General features: G+C 65.5%; 18 protein-coding genes. 10 read left to right on the top strand and 8 right to left on the bottom strand.

Features of this window, described 5'->3' with window-relative positions; translation table 11 throughout:
• Positions 1-21: 21 nt before the first annotated feature.
• The 8 genes from Q376_RS0115890 to Q376_RS0115925 all read left to right on the top strand — a co-directional run bounded on the left by Q376_RS0115890 (position 22) and on the right by Q376_RS0115925 (position 8,342).
• The gene (locus tag Q376_RS0115890; RefSeq protein WP_052365410.1) at positions 22-1,146 is read left to right on the top strand and encodes an ABC transporter ATP-binding protein; all 1,125 of its coding nucleotides are present in this window, start codon (positions 22-24) and stop codon (positions 1,144-1,146) included.
• Between the two features lie 4 nt (positions 1,147-1,150).
• Entirely contained in the window at positions 1,151-2,047 is an 897-nt protein-coding gene (locus tag Q376_RS0115895; protein WP_155834385.1) for an ABC transporter permease, read from the top strand.
• A gap of 38 nt (positions 2,048-2,085) precedes the next feature.
• On the top strand, positions 2,086-2,877 hold the full coding sequence (locus tag Q376_RS0115900) for an ABC transporter permease (protein ID WP_027351143.1): 792 nt from the start codon (positions 2,086-2,088) through the stop codon (positions 2,875-2,877).
• A 56-nt stretch (positions 2,878-2,933) separates the two neighbouring features.
• Positions 2,934-3,674 carry an HpcH/HpaI aldolase family protein gene (locus Q376_RS0115905; RefSeq protein ID WP_027351144.1) on the top strand — a complete coding sequence of 247 codons (741 nt, stop codon included), beginning with the start codon at positions 2,934-2,936 and terminating at the stop codon, positions 3,672-3,674.
• A gap of 14 nt (positions 3,675-3,688) precedes the next feature.
• On the top strand, positions 3,689-4,531 hold the full coding sequence (locus Q376_RS0115910) for a carbon-nitrogen hydrolase family protein (protein ID WP_211266693.1): 843 nt from the start codon (positions 3,689-3,691) through the stop codon (positions 4,529-4,531).
• 10 nt (positions 4,532-4,541) lie between these two features.
• On the top strand, positions 4,542-5,201 hold the full coding sequence (locus tag Q376_RS0115915) for an RraA family protein (RefSeq protein WP_027351146.1): 660 nt from the start codon (positions 4,542-4,544) through the stop codon (positions 5,199-5,201).
• Positions 5,202-5,411: 210 nt separating this feature from the next.
• Complete coding sequence (locus Q376_RS23050) at positions 5,412-6,413, top strand: LysR family transcriptional regulator (RefSeq protein ID WP_162177913.1); 1,002 nt, start codon at positions 5,412-5,414, stop codon at positions 6,411-6,413.
• A 777-nt stretch (positions 6,414-7,190) separates the two neighbouring features.
• A complete protein-coding gene (locus Q376_RS0115925) occupies positions 7,191-8,342 on the top strand; it encodes a hypothetical protein (RefSeq protein ID WP_155834386.1) in 1,152 nt (383 codons plus the stop codon).
• Between the two features lie 81 nt (positions 8,343-8,423).
• Here Q376_RS0115925 and Q376_RS0115930 read toward each other — a convergent pair whose 3' ends face one another.
• Positions 8,424-8,753 carry a YnfA family protein gene (locus tag Q376_RS0115930; RefSeq protein WP_027351148.1) on the bottom strand — a complete coding sequence of 110 codons (330 nt, stop codon included), beginning with the start codon at positions 8,751-8,753 and terminating at the stop codon, positions 8,424-8,426.
• Positions 8,754-8,959: 206 nt separating this feature from the next.
• On the opposite strand from Q376_RS0115930, the gene mnmH reads away from it, so the two are divergent.
• Positions 8,960-10,060, top strand: coding sequence for a tRNA 2-selenouridine(34) synthase MnmH (gene mnmH / locus Q376_RS0115935; RefSeq protein WP_027351149.1), 1,101 nt, complete (start codon positions 8,960-8,962; stop codon positions 10,058-10,060).
• 57 nt (positions 10,061-10,117) lie between these two features.
• Here the strand turns inward: mnmH and Q376_RS0115940 are convergent, their stop codons facing one another.
• Positions 10,118-14,458, bottom strand: coding sequence for a DEAD/DEAH box helicase (locus Q376_RS0115940; protein ID WP_245598976.1), 4,341 nt, complete (start codon positions 14,456-14,458; stop codon positions 10,118-10,120).
• 132 nt (positions 14,459-14,590) lie between these two features.
• The gene (locus tag Q376_RS0115945) at positions 14,591-15,376 is read right to left on the bottom strand and encodes an aldolase (protein WP_027351151.1); all 786 of its coding nucleotides are present in this window, start codon (positions 15,374-15,376) and stop codon (positions 14,591-14,593) included.
• Between the two features lie 253 nt (positions 15,377-15,629).
• Here Q376_RS0115945 and Q376_RS0115950 point away from each other — a divergent pair, with 253 nt between their 5' ends.
• Positions 15,630-16,820, top strand: a complete 1,191-nt coding sequence (locus Q376_RS0115950) for a serine hydrolase (RefSeq protein ID WP_027351152.1) — start codon at positions 15,630-15,632, stop codon at positions 16,818-16,820.
• Positions 16,821-16,930: 110 nt separating this feature from the next.
• On the opposite strand, the gene Q376_RS0115955 is transcribed toward Q376_RS0115950, so the two are convergent.
• The 5 genes from Q376_RS0115955 to Q376_RS0115975 form a co-directional block, all read right to left on the bottom strand.
• Positions 16,931-17,614, bottom strand: coding sequence for a glycosyltransferase family 2 protein (locus Q376_RS0115955; RefSeq protein ID WP_027351153.1), 684 nt, complete (start codon positions 17,612-17,614; stop codon positions 16,931-16,933).
• Between the two features lie 28 nt (positions 17,615-17,642).
• Positions 17,643-18,227, bottom strand: coding sequence for a class I SAM-dependent methyltransferase (locus tag Q376_RS0115960; protein WP_027351154.1), 585 nt, complete (start codon positions 18,225-18,227; stop codon positions 17,643-17,645).
• A complete protein-coding gene (locus Q376_RS0115965) occupies positions 18,224-18,982 on the bottom strand; it encodes a PIG-L deacetylase family protein (RefSeq protein WP_027351155.1) in 759 nt (252 codons plus the stop codon). The genes Q376_RS0115960 and Q376_RS0115965 overlap by 4 nt, the downstream gene beginning before the upstream one ends.
• Positions 18,970-20,016, bottom strand: coding sequence for an acyl-CoA dehydrogenase family protein (locus tag Q376_RS0115970; protein ID WP_027351156.1), 1,047 nt, complete (start codon positions 20,014-20,016; stop codon positions 18,970-18,972). The genes Q376_RS0115965 and Q376_RS0115970 overlap by 13 nt, the downstream gene beginning before the upstream one ends.
• Before the next feature lie 278 nt (positions 20,017-20,294).
• Positions 20,295-21,638 (bottom strand): MFS transporter, encoded by a 1,344-nt coding sequence (locus Q376_RS0115975; protein ID WP_052365413.1) that lies wholly within the window; start codon positions 21,636-21,638, stop codon positions 20,295-20,297.
• Between the last annotated feature and the right edge of the window lie 10 nt (positions 21,639-21,648).

Raw genomic sequence — 21,648 nt, forward strand, 5'->3', positions numbered from 1 at the left:
AGCTGAGCAAGAAGGTTCATCATGCAAACGACTTTATCCCAGTCGCCGGTCGACTCCTTGCCGGTGCGGTCGTCCGACGCTTCTTTCCTTCGCTTGGAGGCCATCACCAAGCAATATGGTTCTAACTCGCCCACCGTGGATCGGCTGGATCTGAATCTGGGCAAGGGGCAGCTGCTGGGATTGTTGGGTCCCTCGGGGTGTGGAAAGACGACGACTTTGAGGATGATCGCCGGCCTATTGCCGATCTCCGCGGGGCGAATCCTGATCGGCGACAACGATATCTCCCATCTGCCGCCGCACAAACGGGACATCGGTCTGGTGTTTCAGAACTATGCACTGTTTCCCCATATGAATGTTGGGGAGAACGTCGCCTTCGGCTTGACCATGCGCGGTATCGGTAAACGTGAGTCGTTGCGCCGCGCCGAAGAGGCTTTGGAAACGGTACGTCTGCCCGGGCTTGGCAAACGCCGGCCGAAGGAACTCTCAGGTGGTCAGCAGCAGCGAGTGGCATTGGCGCGGGCGCTGGTGATCAAGCCCCGGTTGCTGCTACTGGATGAACCGTTGTCCAACCTGGATGCACAGCTGCGCGACCAGATGCGTATCGAGATCCGCGACATCCAGCAGCTGCTAGGCATCACTACTGTCTTCGTGACCCATGACCAGACCGAAGCGCTGACCATGTGCGATCAGGTGGGGGTGATGTACGGCGGCCGCTTGGCGCAGCTAGGGGCGCCCGAGGAAATCTACGAGCGCCCGGCCTCGATGTTCGTCGCCCAATTCGTCGGTCGGACCAATGTCTTGACCGGTGAACAGGTGAGCCATCAACAGGTTCGCATCGGTGGTGCGCGCTATCGCTGTAGCGGCGCCCGGCCCCATTGGCGTGGATTGAAGATTGCCATTCGTCCTCATCGGATCAGCCTGACGCCCAACCGTGACCCTAGTCTGCTGAGCACCGCGACCAATTGCGTCCAGGGACTGGTCGCGGCAATCACCTACATCGGCGATGTGTTGCAGTACGAGGTTGACATCGGTTGTGCACGTATCCGGGTGGAGACGCCGACCGGCTCTTCCAGGCTGCGCTACAAAGTGGGCGATTTAGTGATGTGCGAGTGGCTCCCTCAAGACATGCTGGCGTTCGAGGGTTGACGACATGAAAATCCTGACCGCGAATTCTTCTTCCCTTGGGCAGTTGAAAAATACGACCAAACCACGCTTGTGGTTGTGGGCCTTGGTGTTGCTGGTACCCCTTTTAGTGATCAATTTGGTCTCGTTCGTCGGGCCAATTACCCATCTGGTCCAGCTGTCTTTCCTGCAGAGCCGTGCCGGAGTGATAAGCGGTACCTACAGCCTGGAGAACTACGCCAACTTCTTCTCCGACGGTTATTACTGGGGCTTGATCGGTAATTCGCTGATGATGAGTTTTACCGTCACCTTGATCACTCTGGGATGCAGCTATCCGATCGCTCTGTTTCTCTACCGGATGTCTGCGAGCTCCTGGCGCAACGTGCTGTTCGTTTTGACCATCTCACCATTGTTGGTTAGCAGTGTGGTACGCACCTATGGCTGGATGGTCCTGCTCGGCGACCAGGGTGTTCTCAATAGTGCTTTGCTGGGAGCGGGGTTGCTCGATCATCCATTGCGCCTAGTCAACAACCGTATAGGTGTGGCGATTGGCCTGGTTGAGACGCTAGTGCCCTACATGGTGCTGTCGCTGATGGCTGGCTTTGGCCGACTGGACCTGTCTCTCGAGGAAGCTGCAGCCTCGCTCGGCGCTAACCGCATCAAGCGCTTCTTCCGGATAATCCTGCCGCTCACCGTACCTGGGATTGCCCTGGGTTGCCTGCTCTGTTTCGTTCTCGCCATCAGTTCCTTCATTACCCCGAAGTTGCTCGGGGGAGGCCGAGTCTTTCTATTGGCTACCGAGATCTATGACCAAGCGGTGATCCAATTGGAATGGTCGATGGCTGCCACGCTCTCGATCATCGTACTGCTGATTTTCGCGCTGACGCTGTTCCTTTACAGCCAGTTCGCCCGCCGTTTTGGCTGAGCGGATTCTTTTCCATCCATCCATGATCAGGAGGCCCCATGATCGGCTCCCCTACTTGGACGTTTCGCTTGCTGATCGTCGTTCTTTACCTGTTTTTGCTGGCGCCGATCATGATCGTTGTACCGCTCTCGTTCAGCAATGATCCGTTACTGATGTTTCCGCCACGCTCTTGGGGCATGCGTTGGTACGTCGAGCTGTTTCACCACCAGGGCATGATCGATGCGTTCTGGATCAGCTTCCGAGTGGCGATCATTGTCACGCTGCTGTCGTTGGCCGCCGGGATACCCGCTGCTTATGCCTTGCGCCGCTTCGTGTTTCCAGGGCGGGATGCACTGATGGCGCTGTTCACCGCACCGCTGCTGTTGCCGAGCATCGTGCTCGGCCTGGCGATCCTTTTGATGTTCGTGCGGTTGCAACTGCTCGGTACGTTCACCGGCCTGGTGATTGCACATTCGATCGTCACTACGCCTTACGTGGTGCGCATCATGAGTACTTCGCTGGCCGCGTTGCCTCCCACCGTGGAGGAGGCCGCAACCATGCTTGGCGCCTCGCCGCCGCAGGTGTTCAGACGGGTCACCTTACCGCTGATGATGCCCGGGGTGATCGCAAGCTCAGCGCTCTCCTTCATGCTCTCCTTCGATGAGGTAGTGCTCTCCTTGTTCGTCACCGGCCCGCGTATCTCGACCTTGCCTGTCGCGATATTCAATTACGTCGAGGTGAGAATGGACCCAATGATCGCTTGTGTGTCCGTAGTCCTGGTGGCGGTCACTTTGCTGGTAATCCTATCGGTGGAGAGATCGCTGGGCTTCACCAGGGCGATGGTCAAGTAACGCCCGATGTCGGGCCTGCGTTAAGGGCCTGTGCTGCCCCAACCCGAGGAGTGAACATGCAACAGGATGGATTGGTACTCTGGATGTCTTCGCCGTTGATCGGATTGGTCGAGATCGCCCAACTCTGCGGCTTCAGCAATATCATCATCGACGTCGAGCACGGCTCCTTCGATCTCGAGGGGCTCGACCGTTTTCTCGCCTTCACCAAGGCCAAGGGAATCTCGGTAATAGCCAAGACCCAATCGCCCGCTACCGATGCGATCCAGCAGGTGTTGGACTTTGGTGCCGATGCGGTAGTCGTACCCCATCTTCAGGGGGTCGAACATGCGCGCCAAGTCACAGCTGCAGCGAAGTATCCACTGCTTGGCATCCGTAGCTACATGACTGGTCGAGTCAACGACTACACCCGACCGAGTACCGAGTTCTTCGGCATCGAAAATAGGCGGACTCGTTGCTATGCGATGATCGAGACCGCCGAGAGCTTGGAGGAGGTCGAGGAGATCGCCGCATTGGATACCGTCGATGGAATCTTTCCCGGGCCTTCCGATTTGGCGCTCGCTCGTGGCCGCGGCGCCTACGCTTTCACCGATGCTGATCGCCGCGACCTCGTACGTTGCGTCAATGCTGCCAGAGCGGTGGGGAAACCCTGGATGATGCCAGCCTGGACCCCGGCCGAGCGAGCCTTCGCCCTCGAGCACGGCGCTGAACGGATCATCGTCTCTACTCAGTCGATGATCCTTCGACAGGGCTTGAATGCGACGTTGCAGGCACTGAAAGACGAAGCCGTGCTTGGCTGATCTACTCCTAACTGTTGCCGGACGAGACCATGAAAGTTTCCCTGATCCAGACCAATCCGAATACCGATCGCGACGCCAACCTTCGGATCACTCGCGAACTGATGGAATGCGCGATCGCCACCGATTCGCCAGACCTGTTGGTGCTGCCCGAGTACTTCGAGTTCTATGGTGGCACGCTGGCTGACAAATTAGCTGCCGCCGAGCCTTTGCCGGGTGGCGCCGCCTACGCCATGGTGCAGGAGGTAGCGCGAGAGCACGGCGTCTACGTGCACGCCGGCAGCCTGCTCGAGAGAATTGCTGAGGACGAGCGGCGGATCTACAACACCAGCGTCGTGTTCGATCGTAGAGGCCGGGAGATCACCCGCTACCGCAAGATCCACATGTTCGATATCACCTCGCCCGACGGAACCGCCTACAAGGAATCCGATTCGGTCAAACCTGGAGAGGAGGTGGTCGTTTATGAGCTGGATGGGTTCAAAGTAGGGTGTGGGATTTGCTACGACATACGCTTTGCTGAGCTCTTCCTTGCTCTGGCCGACCAGCGGGTCGATCTGATCGTGCTGCCGGCCGCTTTCACCCTCCAGACCGGTAAAGACCATTGGGAGGTGCTTTCGCGCGCTCGCGCGATCGAGACCCAGACTTACTTCGCCGCCTGTGGTCAATGGGGCACCCATTTCGACAATGGTGAACCTCGCCAGACTTTTGGCCACTCCCTGGTCTGTGATCCTTGGGGACATGTGATCGCCAAGGCTTCCGACGGCGTTGGTTTCGTCACTGCACGGGTGGATCGAGACGTGCTCGAGCGCACGAGAACTTCGATTCCGATCCATACCCATCGCCGCCTGGCCCATCATTGAGGAGTGCAGGATGTACACGATCAATCCAATGCCGCCGCAAGTCCCGCCGGAGTTGCTCGCGCTTTTCGCTGAAGTGGAGACCGCCACGGTCGGTCACTGGCGTTTGTTCGGCTTCATGCACCGCGAGATCCGAGCCTTGTTGCGCAATCATCGGGTGGTAGGCACTGCCGTTACCCTGGCGATTCCTGGCTCGGATTCAACGCTTCTGCACCATGCCTCCGGCATGCTCCGTCCGGGGGATGTACTGGTGATTGACCGGCTCGGCGACGACCGCTATGCCTGTTGGGGCGGTGGCGTTACCGTTGCCGTCAAGGCCGCCGGTGCGCTGGCCGGAGTGGTCGATGGGCCATGCACCGATCTGGCTGAAATCGAGGACTCCGATTTCCCTATCTGGTCACGTGGCTTGTCGCCGATCACTACCCGGTTAGAGGACCTTGGCGGTGGCCTGAACATTCCGGTGTCTTGCGGCGGGGTCCCGGTGATGCCGGGCGATCTCATCCTTGCCGACGACAGCGGCGTGCTGGTGCTGCCCGTCGCTGAAGCCGAATCGGTCGGACTGCGCGCCTTGGAGATGCAGCAGGCGGGGCGAGCGCGAGAGGCCGCGGTACGCCGCGGAGAAGCGAAGCTAGGGGATATCTCTGGGGCGACGGCGCGAGTGCTGGCCCGCTGAAGTCCGTTAGTCCACTGAGGTAGCGATTGAGTTAGTCTGATCTCGAGCCCGGTCGTCAAGGAGGCGCTTTCAGCTTTATTCGTTCGACGCGTTGAACACTGCCTTTTCCCATATCGGTGCCCATTCGTGGGGCCGCTGTGTCCAATATAAGAAGCGGCACTTCGCCACCAGATGGGTGCCGATTACGAAAAGACCAGGATGACGCATACCATGAACATCCGTTTTCTTGAAACGGCGATTTGTCTGGCCGAATTGCGCAATTTCCGGGCGACTGCCGATAGCCTGAACATCACGCCTGCGGCCATTTCCAGCCGTATTTCCTCGATGGAGCAGGAGGTTGGGTTCAAATTGTTCGATCGAGATTCTCGCCAGGTGACGATTACCGAGGGTGGCAAGGTGTTCGTCGAAGGAGCCAAGGATATCGTCGAGCGATATCATCAACTGGTGCAGAGCATGGATTCGGCAGTTTCGGTCGAAGGCTCGATTCGTATTGGCCTGGTCGCTAGTATGGCATTGGTACTGCTACCGGATATCGTCGCTGCTCTGCGGCTGCGTTTACCGAAGATCCAGCTTTCGCTGGTGACCGATTCTTCCTTGCGGATTCTGGAGATGCTCGACCGCGACGAAGTTGACATCGCGCTGATCATCCCGGCTCGCCGTGTCTCCCATTACAAGCTGGTAGAGCTATGTACGTTCGGTATGTACTGGGTGGCTTCTCCTTCGGTGATCTCCAATGAAGATGACCATGTCTTCCACTTCGAGGATATCTGTCATCTTCCGATCATTTCCTATGAGCAAGGCTCTTATAATCAAGGTTGCATGTCTCGTTATCTGGAGAACCGTGGGTTGGATAATTCCATTACTCATTACTCCAATGCTTTACCCACCACGGTAAGGATGGTGACCGCTGGCCTTGGCATCACTGTGGTGCCGCCGGTGGTGATCCAGAAAGAACTGCGCGAAGGCACGCTCAGCGTTCTGAAGGTCACGCCCCGTTTTCCCGCTACGCGATACGTGGCCCTCCATACGGGAAAACGAGCCCCGCAGCTGTGCGCGTTGGTAGTCTCCATCGCAGCGCAAGTCGCCAGGGATTTCTGCGCCATGTTCGATGACTTTCTCGCATACAGCGATAGCCCACCGGTGCCGCTGAGCCGCAGGGTGGAGAAGCAGGCGCTTTCCTGCGCTCATTCGTGTTCCGAGACTCGCCGCTGAGGGGACAAGGACCTAGGCCGAGCTGGGCCAATCTTGCAAGACACCAAGGAGGCCCGAGTTGAGCCACGGCCTCATCGCCGCCGCTTGATCCCTCGACTGGCGCCCCCATTGCCGAGCCTGGACTCGATCTCGGTGCGTACCGGCGCCCCATTGCCGAGCCGGTGCTTGGCCTCGGCGCGTGCGGGCGCCGCTCGGGACGAACGGGTGAGGGTTGGCGCCCCGTTCGTGTCCTTCGATGCGCTTCGCTTACTCAGGATGCTCGGATAGCCGGCGAGGACCCTTCGGCTCGCTGCGCTCGCTCAGGGTGCTCGGAAACATCTCGAGTCGAACCACGGCCTTACCGCCGCCGCTGGGTCCCTCGACTGGCGCCCCCATTGCCGAGCCGGTGCTCACGCTTGGCGCATATGGGCGCCGCTCGGGACGAACGGGTGAGGGTTGCCACCCCGTTCGTGTTAAGCCGGGCCTTCGCCGAGCTGGGCCAATCTTGCAAGACACCAAGGAGTCTTGAGTCGAACCACGGTCCGGCGTCGAGGCCGGCAGGAACGCGAGTGGCTGAATTGTTGTTGGGGTTTGTTTGTATTTGGTGACTTATTGTATCGTTGGGCCCGCGAACTACCCGCTCTTGCGGGTAGACTCTGATCCTTCACCTCGCCTCATCTTCATCGCCCGATCTTCATCGCGCGATCGCCGGACGCGGTGGGTCCGGCCTGGCCGGCAATCAGGCCGGTATTGCGCCAAGCTTTCGAGTACGGATGCGCGTTTCAAGGAGAACACTGGATGTCCAGAGCTGCTAAGCGGCGGGTGTGGCCAATCGCATTGGCGCTGGCGTTGGGCAGCGCGGCGGTGATCGCCGCCGCCTCGGACGGGCGCAGCTATGCGCAGCGTTTGCTTCATCTGGAGCTGTCGCAGCGCTTGCCGTCGCTGTCGTCGGCGCTGGAGGGCGAGTCCGATGCGGTGAAGATCGTCTTCATCGCCTACGCCGAGGACGAGCCGCTATGGCTCAACGCCCGGTTGGCGCTGCTTAAGTATGGCGATGACGCGCGCGAACCGCTCGCCGAGCAGGGGCTCGAGCCTGAGTTCCAGCATGCGCTGCGCGAGTACGGGCCGGATATGCTGCTGCCGGTGATCTATTTCCGCCAGCATGGCTATTTCCTGTCCCGCTGGAAACGCCAGGCCGAGTCGGGCTACCAGACCCTGGCCGAGTGGTGGCGCGATGAAGTGCAGCCCGGGGAGGTGATGCCCGACGAAGCGGCGCTGCAGCGGGCGGATGGTGCCAGGGCGGTCGAGTTCGTCAACGACGAAGGCTACGACTTCATCCAGCAGTTCACCCGCAATCCCGCCAGCGGAGAAATCGACTGGCTCAACACTGAGCGCATCTCGCGAGGCATGACCAATCTGCTGCTCGGAGACACCAAGCGCTGGGAAGCGCTGCGTGCTCGCGGGGAGGAGGTACCGAGCGCGGTGATGTTCGGCTCGGTGCTGGAGATGGGATCGCTCGGCCTGCTCGCCGCGGGTCCCGCGATCAAGGCGTTGAGCGGCGGTTCGCGTATGGCGCGCTGGGGGATCGCATCGCGCTCCCCCAGCGCCGCTGCGACCAGCAGTGCGCGGGCCTCCAGGGTCGCCCTCGCGGCACGCCGGGGCGTGACGGCGGTGACTTGGCTCGCGGGCAGCCGCTGGGCCAAGGTCGCCGGAGGCGCTGCGCTGGCTTACTTGGTCATCAAGCATCCGACGCTGCTCAATGGGGTTGGCAACGCGCTGGCCTGGGCATTGGGCATCCCGGCTTGGCTCGGGGTGGCGGCAGTGTGGTTCTGCGTGCTCGCGCCGCTTTACTGCCTGGCGCGTCCGTTCCTGCGCCTGCTGGGCGGGGTGATTCGCTCCTGCCTGAAGGTCTCCGGCTGGGTACGTAGGAGCGCGGTGTCGTCGGGTTGAAAGTTCTGGGCTGAAAACCCGGGGCTCAACAACCCCCGCCACGATGCTTCAGACCAACTACGTCATCTTCTCCCTGAGCACTCAGCTCCTCGGCGCGAACATGATGATCCCCATCCCCACCATGGCCACCGAGGCGCCGAGCAGGTCCCAGCCGCTCGGCCTGATGCCGTCGACCGACCACAGCCAGAAGATCGCCACGAACACGTAGACGCCGCCGTAGGCCGCGTACACCCGTCCCGCTGCGGTGGGATGCAGGGTCAGCAGCCAGGCGAAGAGCATAAGGCTCAGCGCCGCCGGCACCAGCAGCCAGGCCGACTTGCCCTCCCTGAGCCAGAGATAGGGCAGGTAGCAGCCGATGATCTCGGCCAGCGCGGTGACGAAGAACAAGGCGACGGTCTTGAGTATCAGCATGGCGAGAGGGCTCCTCGAAGTCGCTCGGAGTCTACCAGCATGGTCCGCTGGCCGGTGAGAAGGATGATGCGGCTGAGCGGGCACCCGCCCTCGCTGGATGGCTTGGTGATCCGGACGAAAATCCACCGCCTGATCGTGCCGATGCCACACAGGCCCGCCGCAGCCTGATATCGTCAGCGCTCTTCGCACACCGATGGAGAATCAGGATGTCGCAGAGCAGGACCGATTTCGCCACGCTCTTCGTCGACGAGGTGGCGTTACTCGACGTGCGTGCGCCGGTGGAGTTCACCAAGGGGGCTTTTCCCCAGGCGGTCAACCTGCCGCTGATGGACGACCTCGAGCGCCAACGGGTCGGTACCCGCTATAAGCAGCAGGGCCAGCAGGCCGCGCTCGAACTCGGCCATCGGCTGGTCAGCGGTGAACTCAAGCGCAGGCGGATCGAGGCCTGGACGAAGTTCGCTCGTGCCCATCCCGAAGGCTGCCTCTATTGCTTTCGCGGCGGGCTGCGCTCGCAGATCGCCCAGCGTTGGCTGCGTGACGAGGCGGGCATCGACTACCCCCGCGTGGCGGGCGGCTACAAGGCGTTGCGTGGTTTTCTCAGTGAGGTGATCGAGCGTGCGGTGGTCGAGTGCGAGTGGGTCCGGATCGGTGGGCTGACCGGCGTCGGCAAGACCGAGGTGCTGGCCGGGGTGGCGAACGCGGTCGATCTCGAAGGGCTGGCCTGCCACCGTGGCTCGAGCTTCGGTGGACGCGTCACGCCGCAGCCGGCGCAGATCGACTTCGAGCATCGGCTGGCGATCGCGCTGCTCAAGCTGCGTGAGGCGGGTGCCGCTCGCCTGATCGTCGAGGACGAGGGAGGGCGGATCGGGCGCTGCATGCTGCCGCTTGCGCTGCAGCGCAGGATGCAGAGTGCGCCGCTGGTATGGCTCGAGGCACCGCTGTCGCAGCGGATCGAGCGCGTGCTCAAGGACTACGTCATCGACCTGCGTGCCGAGTTCATCGCCGCCTTTGGCCTAGAGCCGGGCCTCGAGCGTTTCGCCAGGCGTCTCGAGCAGAGCCTCGCGAGCTTGTCCAAGCGGCTCGGTGTGGAACGTTATCGCCGGCTCGCCGCGCTGATGTCACGGGCGCTCGCCAGTAGCGCAGAGGAGTCGCTGGCGCTGCACCGCGGTTGGATTCGTCTGCTGCTTGACGAGTACTACGACCCGATCTATCGCTATCAGCGTGACAGCCGGCAGCAGCAGGTGCTGTTCAGCGGTGAACGCGAGGCAGTGATCGACTATCTGCGCTCGATGAGCCGCGCCCGGTAGCGGTTCGATCGGCAGGGCAAGGTGGCGGGCGAGGCTTCTGAACACCGGCCGAGCGTCTCAGCCCTTGCCGTGCCTGGCGAGCAGTTGGCACACCTCGGCCTGCTCCTGCGCATCCAGCGGAACCAGGTACTCGAGCCTTGCGCCCAGGGCGCGCGCTATCGGCACGCCGTCGCGATAGACGATCCGGTTGCCGGCGAGCGCGGGGACCCGCTCACCCGGCAGCAGGATACCGACCAGATTGAGCGGATCGGTGGCGCAGACCAGCTGCAGCGTGCCCTCGCTGCCACGATGCCGCGCGCGGCGCAGCGGCCCCACCGCTTCGGGCAGGGCGAACTGCTCGCCCGAGGTGCCGTTGACGAAGCGCCCGCCGCGGATTTCTCCGCGCGCCTCCAATCGATGCAGCACGCGCAGCAGTTCCCGCCAGGGCGGCAGCCAGTCGGCCTCACGCTCGAGCAGCCGCCAGAATATGACGCCGTAGCGGCGCAGCAGCACGCGGACGAGATGTTCCAGCGCGTCGGCCGGATACGCCGGATGCGCGGCGGGAGAGGCTGCTTCGCTCGGCGCTCGCCGCAGCAGCGCCCAGCGCCCGGCCTGCTCCATGGCGTGGGCCAGCGGAGAGCCTCGCGTGTGCCGGCCGTGGCGCTGCGCCCGGGTGCGACGTGGGGCGGGTGAGATCAGCGCCCGCAGGCCGGCGAAGCCGTCGGCATTGACCAGGCCCGCGCCGACCAGCTCCGCCAGTGCGTTTTCCAGCTCGCTGCGCAGCAGCCGAGTCTCGGCCAGGAGCTCATCGAAGAAGAGCGCGCCCTGTTGGCGCAGCACTTCGGCGACCCGCTCGGCGCGGGGCGAGGGCGCCGCCTCGGGCACGCTCGCCGCCAGCGCGTCCCAGGTCGCAAGCCGGCTTCGCGGCAGCAGCACGATCGGCGTCGCCCGCACCGGTCCGCCGCCGGAGCCGGGCCTGGCCGACTGACGCGCCGCTTGGCGTTTCCATATCACTCTTCCTGAGCGGCACAGCTCATCGAGCTGATCGGCGTGATAGTCGACCAAGCGGGCTGGAAGGATATCGCTCTCCCAGCTCGACGCCGCGGCCTGGTAGCCCTCGAGCTGCTCAACTATGGTGGCCAGCGCTTGGGTACCCCGTCCGCGGGTATCGGCGGAAAGACGCTGCCAGTCGAACAGGAAGCGAACGAAATCGGCCGGTTCTACCGGTGCGATCTCGCGCCGCAGCCGCCTCAACGTCAGGCGGTGAATACGCGCCAGCAGCTGGCGTTCGCACCACTGTTCATCGGCGGTGTGCGGATCGAAGCGTCCGCGCAGCGCGTAGCCCTGGGCTTCGAGCGCAGCCAGCGCTTGGGCTGCGCGGGGCGTCGACAGCGCCAGCGGGCGGGCCAGCTCGGCGAGGGTGACCGGGCCGCTGGCGCCGAGCCGCGCGCGGACCAGGGCGACCAGCGCCTGCTCGTCGTCGTGCTCCTGGTCGAACCCCGGCGGCGGCTCGAGGCTCGGCTCGACCCTGGGGAGCCCGGCCGAAGTGGCATAGACCGCGCGCACTTCGTTCAGCCGCTCCACCGCGACCCACAGCCACTCTCCCTCGGCGACGTTCACCCGGGCGGCGCGACCGCTGGCCGCGAGAGCGTCGAGCCAGGGCCGCCACTCGTCCGGTACCTCGCTGAGGTTGATCCCGGCGAGGCTGTTCAGCGCCTCGCTCATCTCGTCGGCGTCGCGCACCCGTGGCCAGGCCTCCTCGCGCACCTCGGCGATCGCCGCTGGGTCGAGCGCGCCGAGATCGTCGGCGGACTCCGGATCGCTCCAGCGCCGCGCCAGCACCGCTTGGGTACGACGCTCCTCCAGCGGCGCGTCGTCGAGGAACGCATAGGGCTGCGCACCGAGCACCTCGGCGGCGAGCGGTGATGGCGCCGGCAGGTCGCGGGCGATGAGTCGGACGTCGCCCGACTCGATGCGCTCGAGCAGCTGGATCCAGCCGGGGCTATCCATCGCCTCGTGCAGGCAGTCGTCGAGGGTCTGCCTGACCAGCGGATGGTCGGGAATCTCCCGCTCGCCGACGATGTTCTCGATGCACGCCGCCTGGTCGGGGAACACCGTCGCCAGCAGATCGTCGCTTCTCATCCGCTGCAGCTGAGGCGCCACCTTGCGCCCGCCGGCCATGCGCGGCAGCGCGAGCGCGACGGTGGCGTTCCAGCGCCAGCGCACGCCGAACAGCGGTGCGTCGAGCAGCGCCTGGATGAGTACCCGTTCGGCGCTCGCCGCGCGCAGGTAGTGCCATACCTCGTCCAGCGCGAAGCTGTGGCTGGTGGAGAGCGACAGCACGATGGCGTCCTCGGTGGCTGCCGCCTGCAGCTCGACATCGAAGCTGCGGCAGAAGCGCTTGCGCAGCGCCAGGCCCCAGGCACGGTTGATCCGACTGCCGAAGGGCGAGTGGATGACCAGCTGCATGCCGCCGGATTCGTCGAAGAAGCGCTCCATCACCAGGGTGCGCTGGGTCGGTAGCGCCCCCAGCGCCGCTTTGGCCACGGCGAGGTAGTCGACGATCTGCTGCGCTGCGGCCTGGTCGAGGCCCAGCTCGCCTTCGAGCCAGGCGATCGCCGGCGCGAGCCGGGAGGTGCCGTCGGTGGGCTGGTCGCCCAGCCGCTGGTCGATCTCCTCGCGCAGCCGCGCCACGCCTGCCGAGAGCGCGTCGCTGCGCCCCGGGGCCTCGCCGATCCAGAACGGGATGTTCGGCGGCTGGCCGCGGGCGTCTTCGACCCTCACCCGCCCGGGCTCGATCTTGATGATCCGGTAGGAGGTGTTGCCGAGCTGGAAGATATCCCCGGGCAGGCTTTCCACCGCGAAGTCTTCGTTCACCGTGCCAATCGGGTGGCCGGTGGGTTCCAGCATTACGCTGTAGTCGCCGCTTTCGGGGATGGTGCCTCCGCTGGTCACCGCGACCAGCTGGCTGGCGCGCCGGGCGCGCAGGGTGCGGGAGACGGCGTCGCGGTGCAGATAGGCCGCGCGCGGGCCAAAGCGACCGCTGAAGCCTTGGGCGAGCATGCCGAGCAGCGCCTGGTAGCGCTCGGCACTGAGTTCGGCGTAGGGGCCGGCGCGGCGGATCAGCTCGAACAATCGGTCCTCGTGCCACTCCTGGCAGGCGACCTCGGCGACGATCTGCTGCGCCAGCACGTCCAGCGGCGCCTGGGGAATCACCAGGGTGTCCAGCTCGCCGCGGCGCACGCAGTCGAGCAGCGCCACGCATTCGATCAGGTCGTCGCGCGAGGTCGGGAACAGCCGCCCGCGGGGGACCCCTGCGATCTGGTGGCCGGAGCGGCCGATGCGCTGGAGGAAGGCTGCGATCGAGCGCGGCGAGCCGAGCTGGCAGACCAGGTCGACCTCGCCGATGTCGATGCCGAGCTCGAGCGATGCGGTGGCGACCAGAAGGCGCAGCTCGCCACGCTTGAGCCGCTGCTCGGCGTCGAGGCGCTGTTCGCGGGCGAGGCTGCCGTGGTGCGCGGCCACTGCGTCGCGGCCCAGGCGCTCGGAGAGATGACGCGCCGCGCGCTCGGCCATCCGTCGGGTATTGACGAAGACCAGGGTCGTGCGTTCGCCGCGCGCGAGCTCGGCGAGCCGGTCGTAGACCCGCTCCCACACATCGTTGGCCATTACCGCGGCCAGCGGTACCGGTGGCACCTCGATGGCGAGTTCGCGCCGACGCGCATGGCCGATGTCGACGATCTCGCAGTCGCCATCCCCCGAGCGGCCGACCAAAAAGCGTGCCACCGCCTCGATCGGGTGCTGCGTCGCCGAGAGCCCGACCCGCGCGAGCGGCTGGCCGGACAGCGCCTGCAGCCGCTCGAGGCTGAGCGCAAGGTGGCTGCCGCGCTTGGTGCCGGCGACGGCGTGGATCTCATCGACGATCACCGCCCGGGTAGTGGCGAGCATCCGCCGGCCGGAGTCCGAGCCGAGCAGCACATAGAGCGACTCAGGCGTGGTCACCAGGATATGCGGCGGGCGCTTGCGCATCGCTACGCGCTCGCGGCTCGGCGTGTCGCCGGTGCGTACCGCGGCGCGAATGGCGATCTCCGGCAGCCCGAGCGCGCGCAGCTCGTCGCGGATGCCGGCCAGCGGCGCTTCCAGATTGAGCCGGATATCGTTGGACAGCGCCTTGAGCGGCGAGACATAGACCACCGTGGTCTGGTCGGGGAGCTCGCCACCGGCGGCGAGGCCCTGGCGCACCAGCCCATCGATCGCGGCGAGAAACGCCGTCAGCGTCTTGCCCGAGCCGGTGGGTGCCGCCACCAGCGTATGACGCCCGGCGCGGATCGAAGGCCAGGCCGCGACCTGCGCCGCGGTCGGGTGCTCGAAGACACGCCTGAACCAGCCCGCCACCGCCGGGTGGAAGGCATCGAGCACGGCATCCGACGCCACCGTGGGCGTGGAAGGGGAGGGAGAGCGGTCCATCCAAGCAATATGGCGGCTCGGCGGCGGTAAGCAAGCGCGCGGATGGAACATCGTTCGACCGATGCCGCGGCGGCACCGACTCGCTCAATGGGCGTAGTCCGGCGCCGATCTCGCCAGCCGGCGCTTGATGCTCTCCAGATGCAGCCGCGCACTCTCCGGGTCTCCTTCGCGCATCTGCTCGTAGCAGCGCTGAGCGATCTCGTCCGGCACCCTGACCAGCGCCTGGCCGCTGGTCATCGCCTTCAATTGCACCTGCGCCGCGCGCTCCAGGTAGTACAGATCGTCCCATGCCTCGGCGATGTTGGGTGCGGTCACCATCACCCCGTGGTTGCGCAGGAACAGCACGTCGGCGTTGCCGAGCGCCCGGGCGATGCGGTCTCCCTCGCTCGAATCCAGCGCCAGGCCGTTGAAGTGATCGTCGACCGCGGTACGGCCGTAGAACTTGAGCGCGGTCTGGCCGGCCCATTGCAAAGGCTCCCCCTCGGTCATGCACAGCGCGGTCGCGTTCGGCATATGGGTGTGGAAGGCCACCTTGGCCCGCGGGTTGAGCGCATGCAGGCGGGCATGGATGAAGAACGCGGTGGCCTCCGGGCGGCCTTCGCCCGCCACCACCCGACCATCGAAGTCGCAGATCAGCAGGTCCGAGGCACGAATCTCATCGAACGACATCCCGTAGGGATTGACCAGGAACAGGTCGTCGTGGCCCGGCACCACCGCGGAGAAGTGGTTGCAGATACCCTCCTCGAGGCCAAGGTGCGCGGCCATGCGGAAGCAGGCGGCGAGGTCGATGCGGGCCTTGAGGATCTCGGGCGCATCGAGCGCCCGCCTCGGGGGGCGATCGACAGCGGCTGGGGTGAAGGCGTGTGCCATGGCGGTGGCTCCTTGTTGTTGGCGGCGTGAGCGATCGGTCGTGCGTCGGGGCACTTGCAGGCCAGCATGCCTGCGTTCCAGCGCGTTGTGTAGCGCCGCCGGCGCCGCTCGCCGCACCCCGGGTTGGGCCCGCGACCGAGACCGGCGACAAGGTAAATTCAGCCAAGGCCGTCGAGCGGCGGGTTACTCTGGACGTCCTCTCAATTCGTCCCGGGCGATGCCGAACTCGGGCTACGGTATGGACGCCACCTCGATGCGCTCGATTCGCTTGCTCCCCATTCTGGCCTCGCTTTGCGCAGCCTGCCTGCTGGCGCCCGCTCATGCCGAGGTGGCGCCGACCCCCGCCGCCGCGATCGAGGCGCTGTTCGATGGGCGTGCCGGCGAGGCGCAGCGCTACGCCAGCGCCTTTCGCGAGCAGGTTTCACCGCAGCAGGTCGCCGAAATCGTCGCGGATATGGAGCGCCGGCTTGGCGGACTCGAGCGTATCGATACCCGGCGCAGCGGGGCGCTGTTGCACTTCGAGCGCGGCCGCGTACCCGCGCGTATCGCCCTCGACGCCGAAGGCAGGATCAGCCAGCTATGGTTCGGTGCGGCTGAACTCGATGACGATATCGATAGCCTGGCCGGCCTGATCCAGGCGCTGCCCGGCGACACCGCGCTGCTGGTGGTCGCCGATGGCGAGCCTTTGGTGTCCCACAACGCGCAGGCACCGCTGGCGGTCGGCTCCGCCGCCAAGCTCGTGGTGCTGCGCGCCCTGGCGCTCGCGATCGAAGAGCAGCGCCTGGCCTGGGACCAGGTCGTCACCCTCGAGCCGGGCTGGCGCTCGCTGCCCAGCGGCCAGCTGCAGGAGTGGCCGGCGGGCACCCCGGTGACCGTGGCGACGCTTGCCCACCTGATGATCTCGATCAGCGACAACACCGCCACCGACGCGCTGATCCATCTCGTCGGTCGCGACGCCGTCGAAGCGATCTCCCCGCGCAACGTTCCTTTCCTCACCACCCGCGAGCTGTTCGGCTTCAAGGCCGATGATGCCGAGGGGCTGCGCGAACGGTGGCGCGAAGGCGACATCGACGCACGCCGCGCAATCCTGGCCGGCCTGCGCGATGCGCCGCTGCCCGCGGTCGATTCACTCAGCCCCGATGTCACCCACCAGATCGAATGGTTCCTAAGCGCCGAGGAGCTATGCGAGCTGCTCGACGCCACGCAGGGCTCGCCGAGCCTATCGATCAACCCCGGCCTCGCCGACCCCGCCCAATGGCAGCAGGTCGCCTACAAAGGCGGCTCGGAGCCGGGCGTGCTGAACCTCTCCACCCGCCTGGTCGCTGCCGATGGCCGAAGCCACTGCGTCATCGCCAGCTGGAACGATGACGCAGCGCTCGATCAGCAAGCGCTGTTCGATCCCTATCGCAGCATCATCGAGCGGTTGGCAGGTGAGCCGAAGTGACCGACCGCGGGGCTGCGATCAGCGACTCGAACCGAACATGAAGCCAATCATCAGCTCTATCTGCCCGCTGAGCATTGCGCGGCCGGGATGAGTCGGCAGGCCGGCACGGGCTAGCTCGCATGCTTGTCGATGGTGCCGATGGCGTGACGCAGGCATCCGGCGAATCCGTCGGCGATGCGCGACTTGAGCCTTGCGCTGGTCGCTACTCTGGGGCGCGCGCTCCAGGCGATCTTGAACTTCGTCGAGGACTGCAGCGCATCGACCAGCGCTTGGTCCTCGCTGCAGGTCAGCGCGGAGAACCCGCCCACCGCTGCGTATGCTCGGGCATCGATACCGAAGTTGGCGCCGTGGACGTGGCGGTGCCCTTCGCGATCCTGGTAGTTGCGCTCGAAGTCCGCGCGCAGGGGGGCGGCCCACTCGCCGCAGATCGACCAATCCTCGATCGAGATGGTGCCGCACACCGCGTCGGCTTCGAGCGATAGCTGGTCGACCAGCCAGCGCTCGGAGACGCGGGTGTCGGCGTCGGTGAAGGCCAGCCAGCGGGCGCCGAGGGCAAGCAGGTGGTTGGCGCCCGCGGCGCGGGCGGCGCCGACGTTGCGTGCGTCGATGGTCAGGCATTCGACCGGATGGCGCGCCGCGACCAGCGGCGTGCGGTCGCGGCAATGATCGAGGACGACGGTGATGGTCACGGGCTCACCTCCGAGCCCTGGGTGGCGCGCGGCGGCAAGCGCCGATACCAGGCAAGCGTCGATCCAGTCCTGCTCGTCATTGGCGGGAATGCAGATACCGATCATCGCATACTCCTTATGCGTTTCCGGGCGATCAGAGAGAAGCCGACCTCTGCCATACGCCCAGTTGGAAATCCGTTTCGATATGGTGGATCGTCGCCGACAGCGCCTTGGCTCGATCGAACCTGCGGTACATCGACTCGACGTCGTGACGCCGGTCGTCGAAGGGATGGCGCCAATGGCAGAGTACCAGGTCGCCCGCGGGGTTCAGCGAGTCCACGCAGTGCGAGATGAAGCACGCCAGATCGGCATCATCGAGGTAGTAGGCCAGCTCGCTGACCAGGATCAGGTCGAACTGCGCCGCTCCCGGCGCCGGCCACTGCTCCGGTAGATGCAGCCGTTCGATCTGGACATGGGGGGATGGCGCCAGGGTCTCACGCGCGATCGCTACGGCCGCGGCGGAGAAATCGGCCGCGAGCAGGGTGTCGCAGCGCTGCGCCAGCTGCCGGGTCATTGCACCGTTGCCGCAGCCGGGCTCGAAGGCGCGGCGATAGCGCTCGCGGGGCAGTGCGGCGAGCACCAGCGCGCGCTTGCGCCGCTCGTACCAGGAGGCCTCGACCTGCCAGGGGTCGGCGTCATCGCGATAGAGGCGATCGAAGTGCTCGATGCGCTCGCTCATCGGAACAGCACCTCGGAGTCGCGCAGCAGCCGGGCGAGTACGTTAGGCGGCAGGATCGGCGCTTGCCCGGTCGAGTCGTCGGGCTGCAGCTGGCTGGTGAAGAGGGCGACGGCCTGGCGCTTGCGCTCGAGCTGCTCCTCGCTCAGGTCGATCGCGCATGCCCGCGCCCAGGGCACGCGGGGGTCGTCGACGCTGGCCCAATGCCAGGTCCAGATCGGTACTTCGTAGAGCGTGCAGCCTTGCGCCTCGCAGACCGCGGCGACGGCATCACCGGTGGCCTCGTGGTCGGGGTGCCCATCCTTGCGCCAGGTGGTGAACACCACGTCACCGGGTTGCAGGTGAGCGCGCAATCGGTCGCGCAGTTCATCCGCTTGGGCTGCGACCGCGCCGTCGTCGAGCCCCAGGCGGTGCACTTCGGCGTCGACGCCGAGCGCCAGCAGCGCCCGGCGGGTCTCCTCGCGCCGAGCCTCGCGCAGCGCGGGCGGTGGCCAGCGTGTCGAGCCCGGGTGGCTCGCGCCGCCATCGGTGACGGCGACCAGCGAGATGTCTCGCCCTAGCCGAGCCAGCTGGATCAGCATGCCGGCGAAGCCGAGCACCTCGTCGTCCGGGTGCGGCGCGACCACGACAGCACGCTGCCCTGGGGCGACCAGCGAGGAGAGCGGTTCGCGCGGCAGCGCGGCCAGCGCCGGCCATGCCTGCCAGTCGCGCTCTGGCGTGCCGAGCCCGATGATCGCGCGATCGTTCACAGTGTCCATTGTGGCTCCTCTAGCGTGGCGACTCGCTGGCCATGGGCGGCCTGGTCGCGTTCGGCGTGGCTCTGGCGGATGAACACCGGCAGGTCGGCCATCAGTCGGGCGAAACCTGCGTCACGGCAAAGCGGTGCGGCGCCGAGCGCCCGTGATGCCCGCACCAGGATCTCTTCGGCAGCGCTCTCCACCGCGAGCCTGGCGCGCGCGACCTCGAGCGCGCAGCCATCGGTGGGCGAGGCGTCTATCGCCTTGGCTGCATCGATGAGCATCGCACGTGCCTGGCACAGTGCGACGTCCATGGCGCCCAGGTGGGCGAGCCGGTGAGGATCCGCCCTGCCTGCAAGGGCGGCGCGGGTGAAGTCGACGATTCTCGCCGTCGCGCCGTACCAGCAGGCAGCGACGCCCGCCGCGCCGTGAAGGAATCCCGGCCGCTCGACGTAGCCGCCGGGGGCGCCGACCAACCGGCCCTCTGCGTGGGAGAAGAGCACGTCGACGCTGGCGGCGCTTTGCATCCCTACCGCCGCCCAGCCACGGTCGGTCACGGTGATGCCGGGCTGGTCGAGCTCTACCGCCACCAGCCAGGAGCGATTGTCCGCAGTGCGCGCGCTGACCAGCGCATGGGTGAGAGTCGCGGCGCCTGAGCACCACGCCTTGCTGCCATCGAGCGACACGCGGTCTGCGCTGGTACCGGTGGACACCATCAGGTCGTGTCCTGGTGCCTGTGCGCACCACACTCCCCAGCGTGAGTGCGGGGGTATCTCGGTCGAGCCGAGCTCGGCGTGAATCGCCAGCGCATCCTCGTGCGCCTCGAACAGCTTGACCAGCCCCAGATCGCAGGCCGCGACCTCGGCCAGCGTACGCCAGCGCGCCAGGGTCGCACCGCCGCCGGGCAGCGGCAGGCGATCGAGCCCCTCGGTGACCAGTCGTTGCAGCCAGCGGTTTGGATCAGGCGCGGCCTGCGCTTCGCCGAGCAGCGAGGTGAGCCGCTGCTCGTACGACGTCGGTATGGGTGGCGTCACTTCCTTGTCGCGGATATCCATCGGGGCCCCTTCCTTAGGAGTGCTGTACAGAGTCTAGGCCCTGTTTGCTGGGGCAGCGAGGGACATGCGTGGTGCAATCGTGGGACCGAGAGGTGGCGACGCGGCCGTGGTTCGACTCGGGCCCACGGCGTCCCGCAAGCCGGCTTGGTCGGCGAAGGCCCGGCTCACCACGAACGGCCGAGGTGGGCTCGCGTCATCACTCCCACCCGTTCGTCCCGAGTGGATGGAGCGACGTCGAAGGACCGAGCGGTGGCGGCGGTGATCGACCGCCGCCGTGGTCAGGATTTCGATGAGGCGTAGGCTGGTGTCCGGCCGGGCTTGCGATCCCGCTGGGCTTCGCGCTCCGCTGCCAGCGCCGCCCTGGAGCTGCGCTTGAGTTCGCCCTCGTCGAGCTCGATGTAGCAGGTCAGCACCGCGGCGATCAGATAGAGCACGGTATAGGTCCAGATCACGCCGGCCGGGCCGCCGTACGGCAGGACCATCAGTGCGATCGCCGGGCCGAAGAAGTTGGAGAGCCCGGCGGCGAGGTTGTGCGCCGAGATCGCCGCGCCCTTGTGCTCGGGTGCAAGCGATGGGAACAGCGCCGACATCGGCACGAAGGCGGCGATCGAGGTGCCGAGCACGATCGCGGCGATGAGCGCGATGCCGAAGTTGTGGCCGAAGTAGAGCGGCAGGTAGTAGAACGCCAGACACGAGATCGCGCAGCCGACCGCGCCGAACCAGCGTACCAGCCGCAGCCAGCCGATCTTGTCGCCGACCACGCCCCAGAGCACGTTGGTGAAGATGGTGGTGATGAACACCGCGCCCCAGATCCGCAGCCACTCGGACATCGAGAAGCCCAGCTGATGGGTGAAGAACACGGGCATGAAGACGACGAAGCCGAACAGCGCCAGCTGGTTGATCGAGCGCACCACGCAGGCGATGGCGATGTTGCGATTCTCGGCGAGGATCGTCACCCCACGGGCGAGTTCGCGGATCTTTTCCTGGCGCGAGGCGCTGGCTCGCTTGGTCGAGCTGGTCTTGTCCTTGATCAGGAAAAGGCCCATGAAGCCCGCCACCGCGACCCAGGCGGTCGCCATCCACAGCGTACCGGCGAAGCCGAGCACCGGGATGGTGAAGCTCGGCAGGTAGGTGCCGATGAAGCCGACCCCGACCGAGTACATCGCCCAGAACCAGCCCATCGCCGAAGCCAGGCGGTGGGAAGGCGCGACCTGGGCGATCCAGACGATGAACGAGTAGATGAACAGCGGATAGCCGATGCCCCTGATCCCGTAGAGCAGGGTGATCATCGCCAGGTTCTCCTGTTCGATGCCGAAGATCATGAATAGCACGTGGAAGGCGAGCCAGATCACCGCGCCCCATTTCATCGCGTTGCGCGGGCCGATCATCTCGGCGAAGACCCCTGAGAACCACGAGGCGATGGCGACGATCAGTCCGTAGACGGTGAAGACCATCGCTGCATCGCCCTGGCTGAAACCGATTTCAATCAGGTACGAAGAAAGAAACGCCTGTTCGATACCGTCGCCGGTCATGAAGATGGCGATGGCGAGGTAGCCCCACATTAGGATGATCGGCAGGCCGAGAAACTGCTTTCCTGACGAAGATGACTGCTTGGTCGTCATGAAACGGATC

This window comes from Halotalea alkalilenta DSM 17697 (genome assembly GCF_000621205.1).
Lineage (GTDB): Bacteria > Pseudomonadota > Gammaproteobacteria > Pseudomonadales > Halomonadaceae > Halotalea > Halotalea alkalilenta.